The organism is Pseudomonas sp. AD21, assembly GCF_002878485.1.
In the GTDB taxonomy this organism is placed as follows: Bacteria; Pseudomonadota; Gammaproteobacteria; order Pseudomonadales; family Pseudomonadaceae; genus Aquipseudomonas.
Window position 1 is genome coordinate 16,674 of sequence record NZ_NQYG01000046.1, and the last position, 15,562, is coordinate 32,235.

Consider the following 15,562-nt stretch of genomic DNA (forward strand, 5'->3'; position numbering starts at 1 on the left):
AAAGTGTCGACTGACCCACCGCCATCGCGAGCAGGCGAAGGCCTACAGGTTTCAGTGGTGCCCACAAAACCTGAGTACCCCGCAAATCACTGTGGGAGCTTGCCTGCAAGCGAAGGGGCCATTGGCGTCACCGCAGGAAACCCAAGCCTGAATACGGTCATGGCGCCGGGCAAGCTCTTCACCTCCGCCACACCCTGATGCAGGCTCATGATCGACCGCACAATTGCCAGCCCCAGCCCGGTGCTGCCCTGCGAGCGTGAGCGGCTGCTGTCGACGCGGTAGAAGCGATCAAACAAATAAGGCAAGTGTTGCGCTTCAATCCCCACGCCGGGGTTGCTGACCAGCAGTGAAGCCTGCGTCGCGCCTTGATCGATCAACAACGTCACCGTTTTCCCGGCAGGGCAGTGCCGCAGCGCATTGGACAGCAGGTTCGAAATCGCCCGCTGAATCATCAAGCGATCCCCCAACACCGACGCACTACCGACCACATTCAAATGAATGTCCTTGTCCTGCGCCGACAACGAAAACATCTCCGCGACTTTCGCTGTTTCAACCTCAAGATCCACCGACTCAAACGGCGCCAGCGCCGACGGATGACTGACCTGTGCCAGAAACAGCATGTCCGAGACAATCCGCGCCACCCGTTCCAGCTCTTCGGTGCACGACACCAGCACGTCCTTGTACTCATCCACCGAGCGTTCGCGCGACAGCGTCACCTGCGCCTTGCCCATCAGGTTATTGATCGGCGTACGCAACTCATGCGCCAGATCATCGGAAAACTGCGACAACTGCTGCACGCCGGCATCGAGCCGATCCAGCATGAAGTTGATGCCTTGCGCCAGTTCGCTCAACTCCTGCGGCATGTTCACCACCGACAGCCGATGCTCCAGATCCCGGGTCGAGACCATCGCCGCTACCTTGCGGAACTCGCGCAGCGGTGCCAATCCGCGTTGCACCGCGCCCCAGGCGGTCAGGCCGATGAACACCAGCAGCAACGGCAAGGCAATCAGCGTCGAACGCAGATAAGCGCTGAGCAGCGCCTGATCATGCGCGTTGTCCATCGACAGCAGCACCGGCACTCTGCTGCCATCCTTGAGTCGAATCAGCTTCGACGCGGTGAGAAATTTCGCGCCTTCGGCATCGGTGCTGTCGCTGTAGGTCAACTGATCGGTCGTCGCCCGCACCGCCCGCAATTCGGCGCGTGGATCCTTCAATCCTGAGCCGGACTTGAGCAGCGGTGAACGCTGATTCGAACGGTCATAAATCGTCAGCGTCAGGTTGTCGTGGCCCATGACCTGATCGAGCAGAATATGCGGCTTGCCGCTGACTTCATTGGCATCGACGTACATCGACAGGCTGTGCTCGACCTGCGCCATCTTCTTTTGCAGACTGTCGCGGGACAGTGCATTGAGCTCATGGGTCAGGGCGAAATACGCCAGGATCGCCAGAAACACCACCAACAATGCGCCGAGCGTACTCACCGTCAAACCCAGGCGCATCGACAGGCTGGCCGGCTTCATTGCCGCGCCTCCAGCACGTAGCCGACACCGCGCAGGGTATGGATCAGCTTGTTGTCGAACGGGTCGTCGATCTTCGCCCGCAAGCGCCGGATCGAGACTTCGACCACGTTGGTGTCGCAGTCGAAATTCATGTCCCACACCAGCGAGATGATCTGCGTGCGCGTCAGTACTTCGCCGGACTGGCGCATCAGCAGGTGCAGCAGGGCGAATTCCTTGGTAGTCAGGTCGATGCGTTGCGCGCCACGAAACGCCCGATGGCGGCCCGGATCGAGTTCCAGATCGGCCACCTTCAGCACCTGCGGCACCGGGATGTTTTCGCTGCGGCGCATCAACGTGCGCACCCGCGCCAACAATTCGGGAAACTCGAACGGCTTGACCAGATAGTCGTCGGCGCCCAGATCCAGGCCACGGATCTTGTCCGCCAGACGCCCGCGCGCGGTGAGCATCATCACCCGCGTTGAGTGGGTGCGGCGCAGTTGTTCCAGCACGCCCCAACCGTCGAGTTCCGGCAGGTTCACGTCGAGAATGACCAGGTCATATACCTGTTGTTGCGCCAGGTGCAAACCGTCGGCGCCATTCACGGCGTGATCAACGATATAACCACTTTCGGTCAAACCCTGATGCAAGTATTCGGCAGCTTTAAGCTCGTCCTCGACGACAAGGATTCGCATGATTTTTCACCACTTTCATTCAATGGATATTTAATTAGGGTGGCCGGGAAAAGTTGTTGTTTTTGTAGGGGCTTCCGGACGGTTTCAGCAGTTTTATGGCGTGCACGGTAAAGGCTGAAGTGGCTACAGGGTCAACAGTTGAAGCCTTTAAAACGGCCATCTGCGACCGCCTGTCGCAGCAAGAGAGCGCGAATATCCCTGTATTGCATTCAAACAAGTGCTGTTCGGCAGATAACTACCGAGTAATTGTTTCCATGTATTTCGACGAAGCCGTTTGCACTCCGCATCTTAGGGCAAAACAACTTCCGTCAACCGTTGATAACGGATTTGTAATTTTTCAGTCACCTTGTCGATAAGTTAAAAACTCTACCGTGGCGGCATCGAAAAATCCTGAACTAAAGGAAGTCTTCCATTGCCCGGTTTAATAGAACTGACGGCGCGATCACGCCTGAAAAAAACCGCCAGCGGCCTCATATTGTTGGCCTGTACCAGCCTTGCCAGTGCCTCGACCCTGACCCTGGATCAGGCGCTGCAAAGCGCCTTCGCCGGCAACCCGGATCTGGCCGCCGCGCAGTGGGAAATCGGCATTGCCGAGGGCGATCGGCAGCAGGCTGGCCTGATCCCCAACCCCGAAGTCTCCTGGGAAGCCGAAGACACCCGACGCAACTCGCGCACCACTACGGTGATGCTCAGCCAGCCGATTGAGCTGGGCGGCAAACGCGGCGCCCGCATCGATGTCGCCAGCCGTGCGCAGGACGCGGCCGGCATCGAGCTGGAGCGCAAGCGCAATGCCTTGCGCGCCGATGTGATTCAGGCGTTCAACCGCGCGCAGACCGCGCAGCAACGCCTGCAGTTGTCGCGCCAGTCACTGCAACTGGCCGAGCACGGTTTGCGCGTTGCCCAAGGGCGAATCGAGGCGGGTAAATCATCACCGGTCGAGGGCACCCGCGCACAAGTACAGCTCTCGGAAGTGCGCCTGGAACTGAGCCGCGCCGAGCGCGATCAGGCCACTGCCTATCAACAACTGGCGCAGGTCATGGGCGCGCCGTTGCCGACCTCGACCAACGTGCAAGCCGCCACACAAAACCTCGCCGGCGTGCCGCCGCCGACCCGTTTGCTCGAGCGTCTGAATCAGACCGCCGAATTGCGTCTGGCCAAGTTGCAGATCGATCAGCGCGAAGCGTCGTTGGGCCTGGAAAAGTCCCAGCGCATCCCTGACCTCACCGTGAGCATCGGCAGCCAGTACAGCGAAACCGAGCGCGAGCGGGTCAATGTGGTCGGGCTGTCGATGCCGATTCCGCTGTTCAACCGCAATCAGGGCAACGTGCTGGCGGCGGCGCGCCGCAGCGATCAGGCGCGGGATCTGCGCAACGCCACCGAGCTGCGCTTGCGCACCGAAATCCAGACCAGCCTCGAGCAATGGCAGACCGCCAACGGCGAAGTCAAAGCCTTCAACCAGACCATCTTGCCCGCCGCGCAGAGTGCGGTGGACAGCGCCACGCGCGGCTTCGAAATGGGCAAGTTCGGCTTCCTCGACGTGCTCGACGCCCAGCGCACGCTGATCGCCGCCCGCAGCCAATACATCCAGGCCGTCAGCGAGGCGACCGACGCCCGTGTGCGCCTCGAACGGATCTTTGGCGACCTCAGCGTCCGCCCTTGAATTTCACTTTCAGACAACTGCGCGATGGCATGGCGCAGAGGAGTTTCCATGGATAAAAAACTGATGGTTGTCGCGGTGGCGACGTTGGCACTGGGCATCGGCATCGGCTCGATGTGGCCGGCCACGAGCAATATCGAAGCGCACGCCGACGTGGCCTCCGAACACGCGGATCACGCCGAGGAGGGCGCTGCGGCCGACGGTGAACATGACGAAGAAGGGCACATCGAACTGAGCGCCGAGCAGATCGCGGCGGCGGGCATTCAACTGGCCGAAGCGCGGGCACAGAGTATCAGTCTCGGCCTGTCGTTCCCCGGCGAAGTGCGCTTCGATGAGGATCGAACCGCCCACGTCGTGCCGCGCGTGCCGGGGGTGGTCGAGTCGGTGGCGGTCAACCTCGGGCAACCGGTGAAAAAGGGCCAGTTGCTGGCGGTGATCGCCAGTCAGCAAATCTCCGATCAGCGCAGCGAACAGGCTGCCGCGCAACGTCGCCTGGCCTTGGCGCGCACCACCTACGAGCGCGAGAAAAAGCTGTGGCAGGACAAGATCTCCGCCGAGCAGGATTTCCTGCAGGCGAAGCAGGCGCTGGAAGAGGCGGAAATCGCCATGAACAACGCCCGGCAGAAAATCAGCGTACTCAGCGGCAGCGTGGTCGCCACCGGCGGCAATCGCTACGAACTGCGCGCACCGTTCGACGGCGTGGTGGTGGAAAAACACCTGACGCCGGGGGAGGTGGTCGATGAGACCACCGCAGCGTTCACCCTGTCGGACTTGTCCCGCGTGTGGGTGACCTTCGGTGTTTCGCCCAAGGATCTGAACAAGGTGCAAGTGGGCAAGCCGGTCACTGTCAGCGCGCCTGAACTGAAAGCCGAAGTCACCGGCACCGTGGCTTATGTTGGCAGCTTGCTCGGCGAACAAACCCGTACCGCGACCGTTCGCGTCACCTTGGAAAACCCTCAAGGCTCATGGCGCCCCGGGCTGTTCGTCAGCGCGCTGGTCGCCACCGACAGCCGTCAGGCAAAAGTCGCCGTGCCGGAAACCGCGATCCAGACGGTCGAGGAAAAACCCACGGTGTTCGTGCGCACCGGCGACGGCTTCAAGGCGCAAACGGTGGAGCTGGGCAGCCGTGCAGCTGGTCACGTGGAAATCACTCAAGGGCTGGACGCCGGTGTGCAAGTCGCCAGCGCCGGCAGCTTCGTCCTCAAGTCGGAGCTGGGCAAGGCCTCGGCCGAGCACTCGCACTGATCCGCTACCTTCGACCGGAAGAACCTCATGTTCGAACGCCTGATCCAGTTTGCCATCGAGCAGCGCATCATCGTGCTGCTCGCCGTTCTGCTCATGGCCGGCCTCGGCATTGCCAGTTATCAAAAACTGCCAATCGACGCCGTGCCCGACATCACCAACGTCCAGGTGCAGATCAACACCGGCGCCGCCGGGTTCTCGCCGCTGGAAACCGAGCAGCGCATTACCTTTCCAATTGAAACCGCCATGGCCGGTTTGCCTGCACTGGAGCAGACCCGTTCGCTGTCGCGCTCCGGCCTGTCGCAGGTCACGGTGATCTTCAAGGACGGCACCGACCTGTTCTTCGCCCGGCAATTGGTCAACGAGCGTTTGCAGATCGCCAAGGAGCAATTGCCCGAAGGTGCGGAAGCGATGATGGGGCCGATTTCCACCGGCCTCGGCGAGATTTTCCTGTGGACTGTGGAAGCCAGAGAGGGCGCACTGAAGGATGACGGCAGCGCCTACACGCCGACCGATTTGCGGGTGATTCAGGATTGGATCATCAAGCCGCAGTTGCGCAACGTACCGGGTGTCGCCGAGATCAACACCATCGGTGGTTTTGCCAAGGAATACCAGATCGCCCCCGATCCGAAACGCCTGGCCGCGTACAAGCTCACGCTCACCGATCTGATCACTGCGCTGGAGCGCAACAACGCGAACGTCGGCGCCGGTTACATCGAACGCAGCGGTGAGCAGTTGCTGATCCGCGCACCGGGCCAGGTGGCGAGCACCGAGGACATTGCCAACATCGTCATGGCCAACGTCGACGGCACGCCGATCCGCGTGAAGAACGTCGCCACCGTCGAAATCGGCCGTGAGTTGCGCAGCGGTGCGGCCACCGAAAACGGGCGTGAAGTGGTGCTCGGCACGGTGTTCATGCTGATCGGCGAGAACAGCCGCACGGTGTCGCAAGCGGTCGCCAGCAAGCTTGAACAGATCAACAAATCCCTGCCGCAAGGCGTGATCGCCGTGCCGGTGTACGACCGCACGCACCTGGTCGACAAAGCCATCGCCACGGTGAAAAAGAATCTCGTCGAAGGCGCGATTCTGGTGATCGCGATTCTGTTCCTGTTCCTCGGCAACATCCGCGCCGCGCTGATTACTGCGATGGTGATTCCGCTGTCGATGCTGTTCACCTTCACCGGCATGTTCAGCAACAAGGTCAGTGCCAACCTGATGAGCCTGGGGGCGCTGGACTTTGGCATCATCGTCGATGGCGCTGTGGTGATCGTTGAAAACACTCTTCGTCGGTTGGCCCATGCGCAGCAGCATCACGGGCGATTGCTGACCCGTGCCGAGCGTTTCAAGGAAGTGTTTGCGGCGGCGAAAGAGGCACGGCGCCCGCTGATTTTCGGGCAGTTGATCATCATGGTGGTGTCCCTGCCGATCTTCGCCCTGAGCGGCGTCGAAGGAAAAATGTTCCACCCGATGGCGTTCACTGTGGTCATCGCTTTGCTCGGTGCGATGTTGCTGTCCGTGACCTTCGTCCCGGCGGCGATTGCGCTGTTCGTCACCGGCAAGGTCAAGGAAGAAGAGGGCGCGGTGATGCGCAGTGCGCGTCGTGTGTATGCACCGGCGCTGGCCTGGGTCATGTCGCATCGCACGGTGGCTGTTGGCGCTGCGTTGGGCGTGATCGTGCTCAGCGGTGTGCTGACCAGTCGCATGGGCAGCGAGTTTGTGCCGAGCCTCAGCGAAGGCGATTTCGCCCTGCAAGCCTTGCGCGTGCCGGGCACCAGCCTGACGCAATCGGTGGACATGCAGCAACGGCTGGAAACCCTGATTCTCGCCAAAGTTCCGGAGGTTGAACGGGTGTTCGCCCGCACCGGTACTGCGCAAATCGCCTCTGACCCGATGCCGCCAAACATCTCCGACAGCTACGTGATGCTCAAACCGAAGGACCAGTGGCCGGACCCGAACAAATCCCGCGAGACCTTGATGGCCGAGCTGCAAGCTGCAGCCGCGACGCTGCCGGGCAGCAACTATGAGCTGTCGCAGCCGATCCAGTTGCGCTTCAACGAACTGATCTCAGGTGTGCGCAGCGATGTCGCGGTGAAGGTGTTCGGTGATGACATGGACGTACTCAACGCCACCGCGGCGAAAATCGCGGCGGCGATGCAGAAGGTCAACGGCGCCTCTGAAGTGAAGGTCGAGCAAACCACCGGGTTGCCGGTGCTGACCATCAACATCGATCGCGACAAGGCCGCGCGTTACGGCCTCAACGTCGGCGATGTGCAGGACACCATCGCTGTGGCAGTGGGCGGACGTCAGGCCGGGACGTTGTACGAGGGCGACCGGCGTTTCGACATGGTGGTGCGTTTGTCCGATGCCATGCGCAAGGACATCGACGGCTTGTCGGCGCTGTTGATTCCGGTACCGGCGCTGAGCGGGGCGGCGAATCAGATCGGTTTTATCGCGTTGAAGGATGTGGCCAGCCTCGATCTGGTGCTCGGGCCGAACCAGGTCAGTCGCGAAAACGGCAAGCGTCTGGTGATCGTCAGCGCCAACGTGCGTGGGCGCGATATCGGCTCGTTCGTCAGTGAAGCGGGCGCGGTGATTGAGCGTGACGTGCAGGTCCCGGCCGGTTACTGGACCAGTTGGGGAGGGCAGTTCGAGCAACTGCAATCGGCGGCCAAGCGTTTGCAGATTGTAGTGCCGGTGGCGTTGCTGCTGGTGTTCGGCTTGTTGTTCATGATGTTCAACAACCTCAAGGACGGATTGCTGGTGTTTACCGGGATTCCGTTCGCGCTGACCGGTGGGGTCATGGCGCTGTGGTTGCGGGATATTCCGTTGTCGATTTCGGCGGGCGTCGGGTTTATTGCGCTGTCGGGTGTCGCGGTGCTCAACGGTCTGGTGATGATTGCGTTCATCCGCAATTTGCGCGAGGAGGGGCGTTCGCTGGCGGACGCGATCAACGAAGGTGCGCTGACACGTCTGCGCCCGGTGCTGATGACGGCGCTGGTGGCGTCGCTGGGTTTCATACCGATGGCCTTGGCGACCGGCACGGGTGCCGAGGTGCAGCGACCATTGGCGACGGTGGTGATCGGCGGAATTCTGTCCTCCACGATCCTGACGCTGCTGATATTGCCGGCGCTCTACCAACTCGCCCATCACCGCGATGAAGAGCCAATCCCTACCAAACGGTGATCCCTACAGGTTTTGCGCCCACATTACGGATATGTAATTTCCACGCCACCGTCACGAAAGGTTCGGATTGTTACCTTGATCCCGTCAGTTACTTAAACGAGGAATCAAAGATGAAAATTGTACAGATGGGTGCTTTTGTCGTGGCCTTGGCAGTGTCTTCCCTGGCCTTGGCCGAAGGCGGTGGTGATCGTGCTTTCGACCGGATGATGACCAACAACGACCGCTCCATGGAGCTGTTCGTGGCCAAGGAAAAAGCCGCCGGCAATCCGGTGGTGGTGAATGAAAAAACTGTCGACAACAGCAAGAACCTGTAAGCGACAGCACTTGATCAAGCCCGCCATCGCGCATCGATGCTGGGCTTTTTTTTAAGCCTGGATGGGAAGGAAATGGATATGAAAATGCTCAAGTTGATCGCGTTCGCCGGTGTCATGGCGATGTCTTCTCTGGTCATGGCCGAAGGCGGCGGTGACCGCACCTTCGAGCGTGCCTTCAGCGCCAATGCCAAAGCCATGGAGCAATACGCCGCCGAACAGGGTAAAGCGGCGCCAGTGGTGAAGAACTACGAATACGGCATGAAGCTGGACGTGGTGAAAATCGTCAGTGTGGTGAAGCCGCAGCCAGGTTGCGCGGTGGTTCCGACCGCCATGACTTATGAAGATTCGCAAGGCCAGTTAAACACCCTCAAATACAGCGTGGCGGGCGTGTGCCGCAACAGCGGTGGCTGAGGACGCACACGTTGCGTATTTCGATTCGGAATGTTTAAAGTTTGTGCGGGAAGTGCTGAACCTTCCCACAATGTTTTCAGGTTGTCCGTCGGACGTCCGCTCTCTAGCCTGTGTGGGTCGCTGCCAAATCAGCGATCGGGATTGGAACCCCGCGGCTTAACTGACGCAAAACGCACCTTTCATGACGTATGCTTGTGCACTTTCATGTGTGCACTCCGTTATGGCGGCTGTGCGCGGGAGACTTCGAGTCTGTCGGGTTTTGCTCAGTTGCCCGGGTTCCAACCTGCGTACAGCTGCCACCCTTTCGCGTGGAACCGAAAGGGCCAGCTCCACCGTCAAGCTGAGTAAGAACATCATGAAAAAGCCAACACCCAATCCCCCTGAAACAGATGCTTCTGTAGGCCCCGACCCAACATCCCCCTACGCCACCATCGATACCCACAAACTCCACGAAGCCGCCGAGCGCGCCCTCGACTACTACCTCAACCCCGCACCGCAAGTCATGGCCGCGCCATACACCCCTAACGCGCTGTTTCTGGTCAATCCCGACGCTGACACCGAATCCCTGCTGGCCAACGCCTGCGAATCCCTGGCCTCGGCCACGGTGATGCTCGGCGACTTCGCCGCGTTGCTGGAGGGCACGCATCGCAAGACGCTGCTGGGGATTGCGCAGGTCGTCATGCTCGGCGAACTGGCGGTGAACAAGGCACTGGATAACGTCGAACCCACCGCATAACCCTTGTAGGAGTGAGCCTGCTCGCGGTGGCGTCGGTACAGCCAACATCTTCATCGACGGGTCCACCGCCATCGCGAGCAGGCTCACTCCTACAGTTGACCGGGCAAAGTCCGGACATAAAAAAGGCGCCCCGAAGGACGCCAAAAAATTCACCTCTGACCAAAGGAGCAAGGAGCTTCTAAAGGTGAATGGTATTGCTCGTGAAACTCAGAGAATCGCCAGCGGGTATTCGACAATCACCCGCACTTCTTCCAGATCCGACTCGAACGCCGTGGCGCGGGTGGTGGCCTGGCGCAGACGCAACGACAGGTCCTTCATCGAACCGCTTTGCACCACGTACTTGACCTCGACATCGCGCTCCCAACGTTTTTGGTCGGTCAGCGGATTGCCTTCGGCATCGCGGCGCATGTACACGGCGTTGGCGTTGGAATAGTCGGCGTCAGTGCCGCGCGCGTAACGGGTCATGAACGACAGCCCGGGTACGCCATAGGTGCTCATGTCGAGGTCATAACGCACCATCCACGAACGTTCTTTCGGCGAGTTGAAGTCGCTGTACTGGATCGAGTTGTCGAGGAAGATCGAGTCCGACTGGCGCAGGTAATCGAAGTCGTCGTTACCGTTGTTGCGCTGGTGGGAGAGGGCGACGGAGTGGGCGCCGAGTTTGACACCGACGCGGCCGCTCCAGATGTTGTTGTCGAACTGGCCGAGCAGTTGCTTGCCTTCGTCGACGGCCTTGTAATAGTTCAGACCACCGAACAGCGACAGGTCATCGGACAGCGGATAGGTCCAGGCGGTGGCGGCGTAGTACTGATTCCAGGCATCCTTGAGGCGGCTGGAATACAGGCTGACACTAAGGTTCTTGTTCAGCGCATAGTCACCACCGCCGTAAGCGATCCACGGCGAATTGACCGGCCCTGCGTAGAACGTAACGAAGTTCTCGCGCATGTCGCTGGACACCGGTTGGCTCATCGCATGCAGGCGTCCGCCCTGAATCGACAGGCCTTCGATGCTGGTGTTGGTCGCCGTTACCCCGCGAAAACTTTCCGGCAGCAGGCGCGAGTCACCGGCCGCCACCATCGGGTTGACCGGGAACACATCACCGACCCTGACCACCGTATCGAACGCCCGCACTTTCGCGGCGCCACCGACCTTGGTGTATTCATCCCGCGCCTGACCGTCGCTGTTGACCGGCAACACTTCAAACGAACTGCGGCCACCGTTGCGTCCGTCACCGGTATCAAGTTTCAGCCCGATCATCGCAAACGCATCGACACCCACCCCGACGGTGCCTTGGGTGAAACCGGATTCGAACTGGCTGATTACCGCATGGGCCCAGGCTTCGGAATAGCCGTTGCCGGTAGGGCTGGACTGGCCGTTGCGGTGATCACGATTGAAGTAGAAGCTGCGGTTGAGCACTGTCAGGCTGCTGCCTTCGACAAAGCCCTCGGGCTTGTCTTCGGCAAACACCATGGACGGCCCGGAGCCAACCACCATCGCTAAAGCGGCCATCGGCATTTTTTTATGGTTAACCATCAAATACTCCTTGGGATCGGCAGAGCGGGAACGTGCTTCGGCGTAGGTTTTATTGTTCGGCGGGGCGGGCCCGCCGGCATTGGTCGCCGGGTGACATCGTTACAAGCTGCGGATAACGCCAAGGTGATGGGGGAATTACAATTTCGTCATGCGGATGCAATGAAAACGGTCAGGTCAGGGCTGCGAGCTGTTCGATCGTTTGGGGGAAACGCTCGACCAGACGGATCAGGGTTGTGGCCTGAGCATTGGGCGTTGCTCGTCCTTGCTCCCAGTTTTCCAGCGTTCGCGTGTTGGTGCGTAGATACATCGCGAAAACTGACCGGGAAAGATTAAGTTGCTGACGGATGGCTACGACTTCCTCCGCAGTGATCGGCATCAGTTTTGGCAACTGAACCTTGTGGGTACGCAAGGTGATTTTGCCTTGGCGTTCATCGGCCAGTGCTTCCAGTCCATCCATCAATTCGGAAAAAATGTCACGTTTCATAGTGTGGTTCTCGCGTTGAGTTCTCTATCCAGTGTTTTTCTGAAAAGTTTTTTCTGGGCAGGCGTCAAATCGTCCTGCTCGTTTTTGTTGTAGACGGTAAAGAGCCAGAACTGATCAAAGCCTGACCACCAGTAATAAATCACTCGTAATCCGCTGCGCTTGCCTTTCCCTCTTCGTTGGTCGCTAAAGCGAATTTTACGAAGCCCGCCTGTGTCCTCGATGAGATCGCCTGCTTCCGGATTTTTCAGCAACTCCAGTTGAAAGCTGCGAAACAGCTCGTCATCCAGATAGTCGTCCCGGTGCTTCTGAAACACAGGCAATTCGATAAATAGAGCATCCATGTTCTGTACGCTACCTACGTATAGTGTTGTCTCGATAATCGAATCGGTCAAGGCCTCCTGGCCTTGCTTTTCGTCCCTTTTTCAACGGTAGTCGCCGGTCGTAAAAACACCTGTAGGACGAATCGGCGAGTGTGGTGAGAACGTTCGATTGATAGGGAGGAGACTTCGCAACTGACGTGTCGGAACCATCCTGCAGCAGCGTCCGAATAGCGATAGCGGCGGGGTGTCAGGGTATGAAGAGGCTGAATGTGCCGACGCCTTCGCGAGCAGGCCCGCTCCCACAGTGGTCCAAGGTGGGTACAGACTTTGCGAACACCATCGAAACCGGTGGGAGCCGGGCTTGCCCGCGATGAGGCCAGCGCAAGCGCTCGAGATATCGAATCCTGCAAAAACAAAAACGGCACCCGAAGGTGCCGTTTCTTTTGTTACCAGTTCTAACGGAGCAATCAGCCCGCCAGACCCGCCTGCTGAACCAGGGTCAGCAATGGCTGCGGGTACACACCCAGGAAGAATGCGACCAGGGCGATGGCCAGCAGCATCACGCCGCCTGCCTTCTGTTCCCAGTGCAACTGGGCGTCGTGGCGACGCAGGTTTGGCTCGATCAGGTACAGGGTGACCATCACGCGCAGGTAGTAGAACACGCCGATGGCGCTGCCCAGCACCAGCGAACCGACCAGCCACCATTGGTGCGATTCAACACCGGTAGCGATGATGTAGAACTTGCCGATGAAGCCAGCAGTCAGCGGGATACCGGCCAGGGACAGCATCATTACGGTCAGTACGGCGGTCAGGTACGGACGGCGCCAGAACAGGCCGCGATACTCGTACAGGGCATCCGCGTCACGGCCGTTGTATGGCGAGGACATCAGCGTGATCACGCCGAACGCGCCGAGGCTGGTGATCACATAAGTCACCAGGTACACGCCGATGGCTTCCACCGCCAGACCCTTGCTCGCCACCAGGGCGATCAGCAGGTAGCCGAAGTGCGCGATGGACGAGTAACCGAGCAGACGCTTGAGGTTGCTCTGGGTCAGGGCCAGCAGGTTACCGAACAGGATCGAGGCGATGGCGATCACGGTCAGCACGTCGCTCAGTACACCGCTGCTGGCAGCAGGAGAGATCTGGAACAGGCGCACCATCACCGCAAACACCGCAACCTTCGACGCCGTGGCGAGGAACGCGGCGACCGGTGCCGGAGCACCTTCGTACACGTCCGGCGTCCACAGGTGGAACGGTACCAGCGACAGCTTGAACGCCAGACCGATCAGCATCATGCCCAGGCCCAGTTGTGCCAGCGAGCTAGGCAGGCCAGTTGCAGCCAGCGCCTGACCGATACCGACAAAGCTCAGCGAACCCGAGTCGGCGTACAGCAGCGCCATACCGAACAACAGAAACGCGGAACCGGCAGCCGACAGCACCATGTACTTGATGCCGGCTTCCAGCGAACGCTTGTTGAAGAAGGCGTAAGCCACCAGACCGTAAACCGGTACCGACAGCAGTTCCAGACCGATGAACAAACCGGCCAGGTGCTGCGCGCTGACCAGAACCAGACCACCGGCGGCGGCCATCAGGATCAGCAGGTACAGTTCTTCACGGTTGCCCGGGTAACCCGAACCGCCATCGCCCAGATAGGCGTGAGCGAGGGTGACGCAGGCGAGGGTGGCGACCAGGATCAGCGCCATGTACAGGCAGGCGAAGGTGTCGATTTGCAGCAATGGAGTCACGGCCAGAGGCGCGACTTTCAGGGCCGGCAGGATCGACAGCAAGGCCAGGTTCAGACCGGCGACCGAGATCAGGAAGGTCTGCGAGTGGTTGCGGCGCCAGGCGATTGCCAGCATCACCACGATAATGGTGAGGCTGGTGATCAACAGTGGCGCAAGCGCAATAAAGTGTTGAATCGTGAATTCCATAGCGCTCTTACCGGGCCGAAGCGAGTTGAGTGAAGGCGGTGCCGAGCCACTGCTGCACGCCATGCATCGTGGCGGCGGAAGTGTCGAGGAACGGCTGCGGGTAGACGCCGAGGTAAATCAGCAACGCCGCAAGGCCCAGCACCATGATCAGTTCGCGACCGTCCATGCCGTGCAGGATCGAGTCCGATTTGGCCGGACCGAAGTAGGCACGGTGGATCATGATCAGCGAGTAGACCGAACCGAACACCAGACCGGAGGTGGCAATCGCCGTGATCCATGGAGCACTGGCGAAGGTACCGATCAGGATCAGGAACTCGCCGACAAAGTTACCGGTACCCGGCAGACCCAAGGACGCGGCTGCAAAGAACAGGCTGATCGCCGGCAGGTAAGCGATGCGCGACCACAGTCCGCCCATCTCACGCATGTCACGGGTGTGCAGACGCTCGTACAACTGACCGCTGAGGATAAACAGTGCCGCTGCCGACAGACCGTGCGCCAGCATCTGGATCACTGCACCTTGCAGCGCCAGTTGGCTGCCGGAGTAGATGCCGATCAACACGAAGCCCATGTGGGAAACGGAAGAGAAGGCGATCAGACGCTTGATGTCGGTTTGTGCGAAAGCGAGGAACGCACCGTAGAAGATCCCGACCAGACCGAGGGTCATGGCGATCGGCGCGAACTCGGCCGAAGCATTCGGGAACAGCGGCAGAGCGAAGCGCAGCAGACCGTAAGCAGCGGTTTTCAGCAAGATACCGGCGAGGTCGACAGAACCTGCAGTCGGTGCCTGGGCGTGCGCATCAGGCAACCAGGAGTGGAACGGTACAACTGGCAGCTTGACCGCGAAGGCGATGAAGAAGCCGAGCATCAGAATGTACTCGGTGGTCATCGACATCTTGGTTTTCAACAGGTCGGCGTAGTTGAAGGTAATCACGCCGGTGTTGTTGAAGTTGACCAGCACCAGACCAAGGATCGCCACCAGCATGATCAGGCCGGAAGCCTGAGTGAAGATGAAGAACTTGGTTGCTGCGTAGATCCGGGTTTTCTTGCCGTCCGAAGAACTGTGACCCCAGAGCGCGATGAGGAAGTACATCGGCACCAGCATCATTTCCCAGAAGAAGAAGAACATGAACAGGTCGAGGGCGAGGAACACGCCGACAACGCCGCCCAGGATCCACATCAGGTTCAGGTGGAAGAAGCCAACGTGACGTTGAATCTCTTTCCACGAGCAGAGTACCGAGAGGATACCCAGCAGACCGGTCAGCAGGATCATCAACAGCGACAGGCCGTCGAGGGCCAGGTGCACGTTGATGCCGAAGCGCTGGATCCAGACATGCTTGAACTCAAGCGCCCAGGTCGGATCGGCGCCAGGCGCCGGAGCAAATGAATAGTCACCGTGGGCCCACAGCCAGAGGCCGAGGGCGAGTTCCAGGGTCATGGTCAACAGCGCAATCCAGCGGGGGAGGGTAGCGCCGAAGCGCTCACCCATCCAGCACAGCAGGCCGCCGATGAAGGGGATCAGGATTAGCCAAGGCAGAATCATGACGGGCTCGTTTCCTTTCG

The 15,562-nt window shown here is 59.9% G+C and carries 12 protein-coding genes and 1 pseudogene; 6 read left to right on the forward strand and 7 right to left on the reverse strand.

Features of this window, described 5'->3' with window-relative positions:
• Positions 1 to 86: 86 nt before the first annotated feature.
• Entirely contained in the window at positions 87 to 1,520 is a 1,434-nt protein-coding gene (locus PseAD21_RS21940) for a heavy metal sensor histidine kinase (protein ID WP_102357793.1), read from the reverse strand.
• Positions 1,517 to 2,191: a heavy metal response regulator transcription factor gene (locus PseAD21_RS21945; RefSeq protein ID WP_102357794.1), complete on the reverse strand. Its 675-nt coding sequence runs from the start codon at positions 2,189 to 2,191 to the stop codon at positions 1,517 to 1,519. The genes PseAD21_RS21940 and PseAD21_RS21945 overlap by 4 nt, the downstream gene beginning before the upstream one ends.
• 412 nt (positions 2,192 to 2,603) lie before the next feature.
• On the opposite strand from PseAD21_RS21945, the gene PseAD21_RS21950 reads away from it, so the two are divergent.
• The 6 genes from PseAD21_RS21950 to PseAD21_RS21975 all read left to right on the forward strand — a co-directional run bounded on the left by PseAD21_RS21950 (position 2,604) and on the right by PseAD21_RS21975 (position 9,734).
• Entirely contained in the window at positions 2,604 to 3,851 is a 1,248-nt protein-coding gene (locus PseAD21_RS21950; RefSeq protein WP_102357796.1) for a TolC family protein, read from the forward strand.
• A gap of 48 nt (positions 3,852 to 3,899) precedes the next feature.
• Positions 3,900 to 5,093, forward strand: a complete 1,194-nt coding sequence (locus tag PseAD21_RS21955) for an efflux RND transporter periplasmic adaptor subunit (RefSeq protein WP_102357797.1) — start codon at positions 3,900 to 3,902, stop codon at positions 5,091 to 5,093.
• 27 nt (positions 5,094 to 5,120) lie between these two features.
• Positions 5,121 to 8,273 (forward strand): CusA/CzcA family heavy metal efflux RND transporter, encoded by a 3,153-nt coding sequence (locus tag PseAD21_RS21960; RefSeq protein ID WP_102357799.1) that lies wholly within the window; start codon positions 5,121 to 5,123, stop codon positions 8,271 to 8,273.
• A gap of 110 nt (positions 8,274 to 8,383) precedes the next feature.
• Positions 8,384 to 8,587 carry a co-regulatory protein PtrA N-terminal domain-containing protein gene (locus tag PseAD21_RS21965; RefSeq protein WP_102357800.1) on the forward strand — a complete coding sequence of 68 codons (204 nt, stop codon included), beginning with the start codon at positions 8,384 to 8,386 and terminating at the stop codon, positions 8,585 to 8,587.
• 78 nt (positions 8,588 to 8,665) lie between these two features.
• Complete coding sequence (locus PseAD21_RS21970) at positions 8,666 to 8,998, forward strand: DUF2790 domain-containing protein (protein ID WP_102357802.1); 333 nt, start codon at positions 8,666 to 8,668, stop codon at positions 8,996 to 8,998.
• A 355-nt stretch (positions 8,999 to 9,353) separates the two neighbouring features.
• Positions 9,354 to 9,734: a DUF6124 family protein gene (locus tag PseAD21_RS21975; protein ID WP_102357803.1), complete on the forward strand. Its 381-nt coding sequence runs from the start codon at positions 9,354 to 9,356 to the stop codon at positions 9,732 to 9,734.
• Positions 9,735 to 9,941: 207 nt separating this feature from the next.
• Here PseAD21_RS21975 and PseAD21_RS21985 read toward each other — a convergent pair whose 3' ends face one another.
• The 5 genes and pseudogenes from PseAD21_RS21985 to nuoM form a co-directional block, all read right to left on the reverse strand.
• Positions 9,942 to 11,267 carry an OprD family porin gene (locus tag PseAD21_RS21985; protein WP_102357805.1) on the reverse strand — a complete coding sequence of 442 codons (1,326 nt, stop codon included), beginning with the start codon at positions 11,265 to 11,267 and terminating at the stop codon, positions 9,942 to 9,944.
• A gap of 169 nt (positions 11,268 to 11,436) precedes the next feature.
• Positions 11,437 to 11,751 carry a DNA-binding transcriptional regulator gene (locus PseAD21_RS21990; RefSeq protein ID WP_007964870.1) on the reverse strand — a complete coding sequence of 105 codons (315 nt, stop codon included), beginning with the start codon at positions 11,749 to 11,751 and terminating at the stop codon, positions 11,437 to 11,439.
• Positions 11,741 to 12,092 (reverse strand): annotated as a pseudogene (locus PseAD21_RS21995) (toxin). The gene PseAD21_RS21990 and the pseudogene PseAD21_RS21995 overlap by 11 nt, the downstream one beginning before the upstream one ends.
• A gap of 446 nt (positions 12,093 to 12,538) precedes the next feature.
• On the reverse strand, positions 12,539 to 14,002 hold the full coding sequence (gene nuoN, locus PseAD21_RS22000; protein WP_007920173.1) for an NADH-quinone oxidoreductase subunit NuoN: 1,464 nt from the start codon (positions 14,000 to 14,002) through the stop codon (positions 12,539 to 12,541).
• 7 nt (positions 14,003 to 14,009) lie between these two features.
• On the reverse strand, positions 14,010 to 15,542 hold the full coding sequence (gene nuoM, locus PseAD21_RS22005) for an NADH-quinone oxidoreductase subunit M (protein ID WP_102357806.1): 1,533 nt from the start codon (positions 15,540 to 15,542) through the stop codon (positions 14,010 to 14,012).
• Positions 15,543 to 15,562 lie beyond the last annotated feature (20 nt).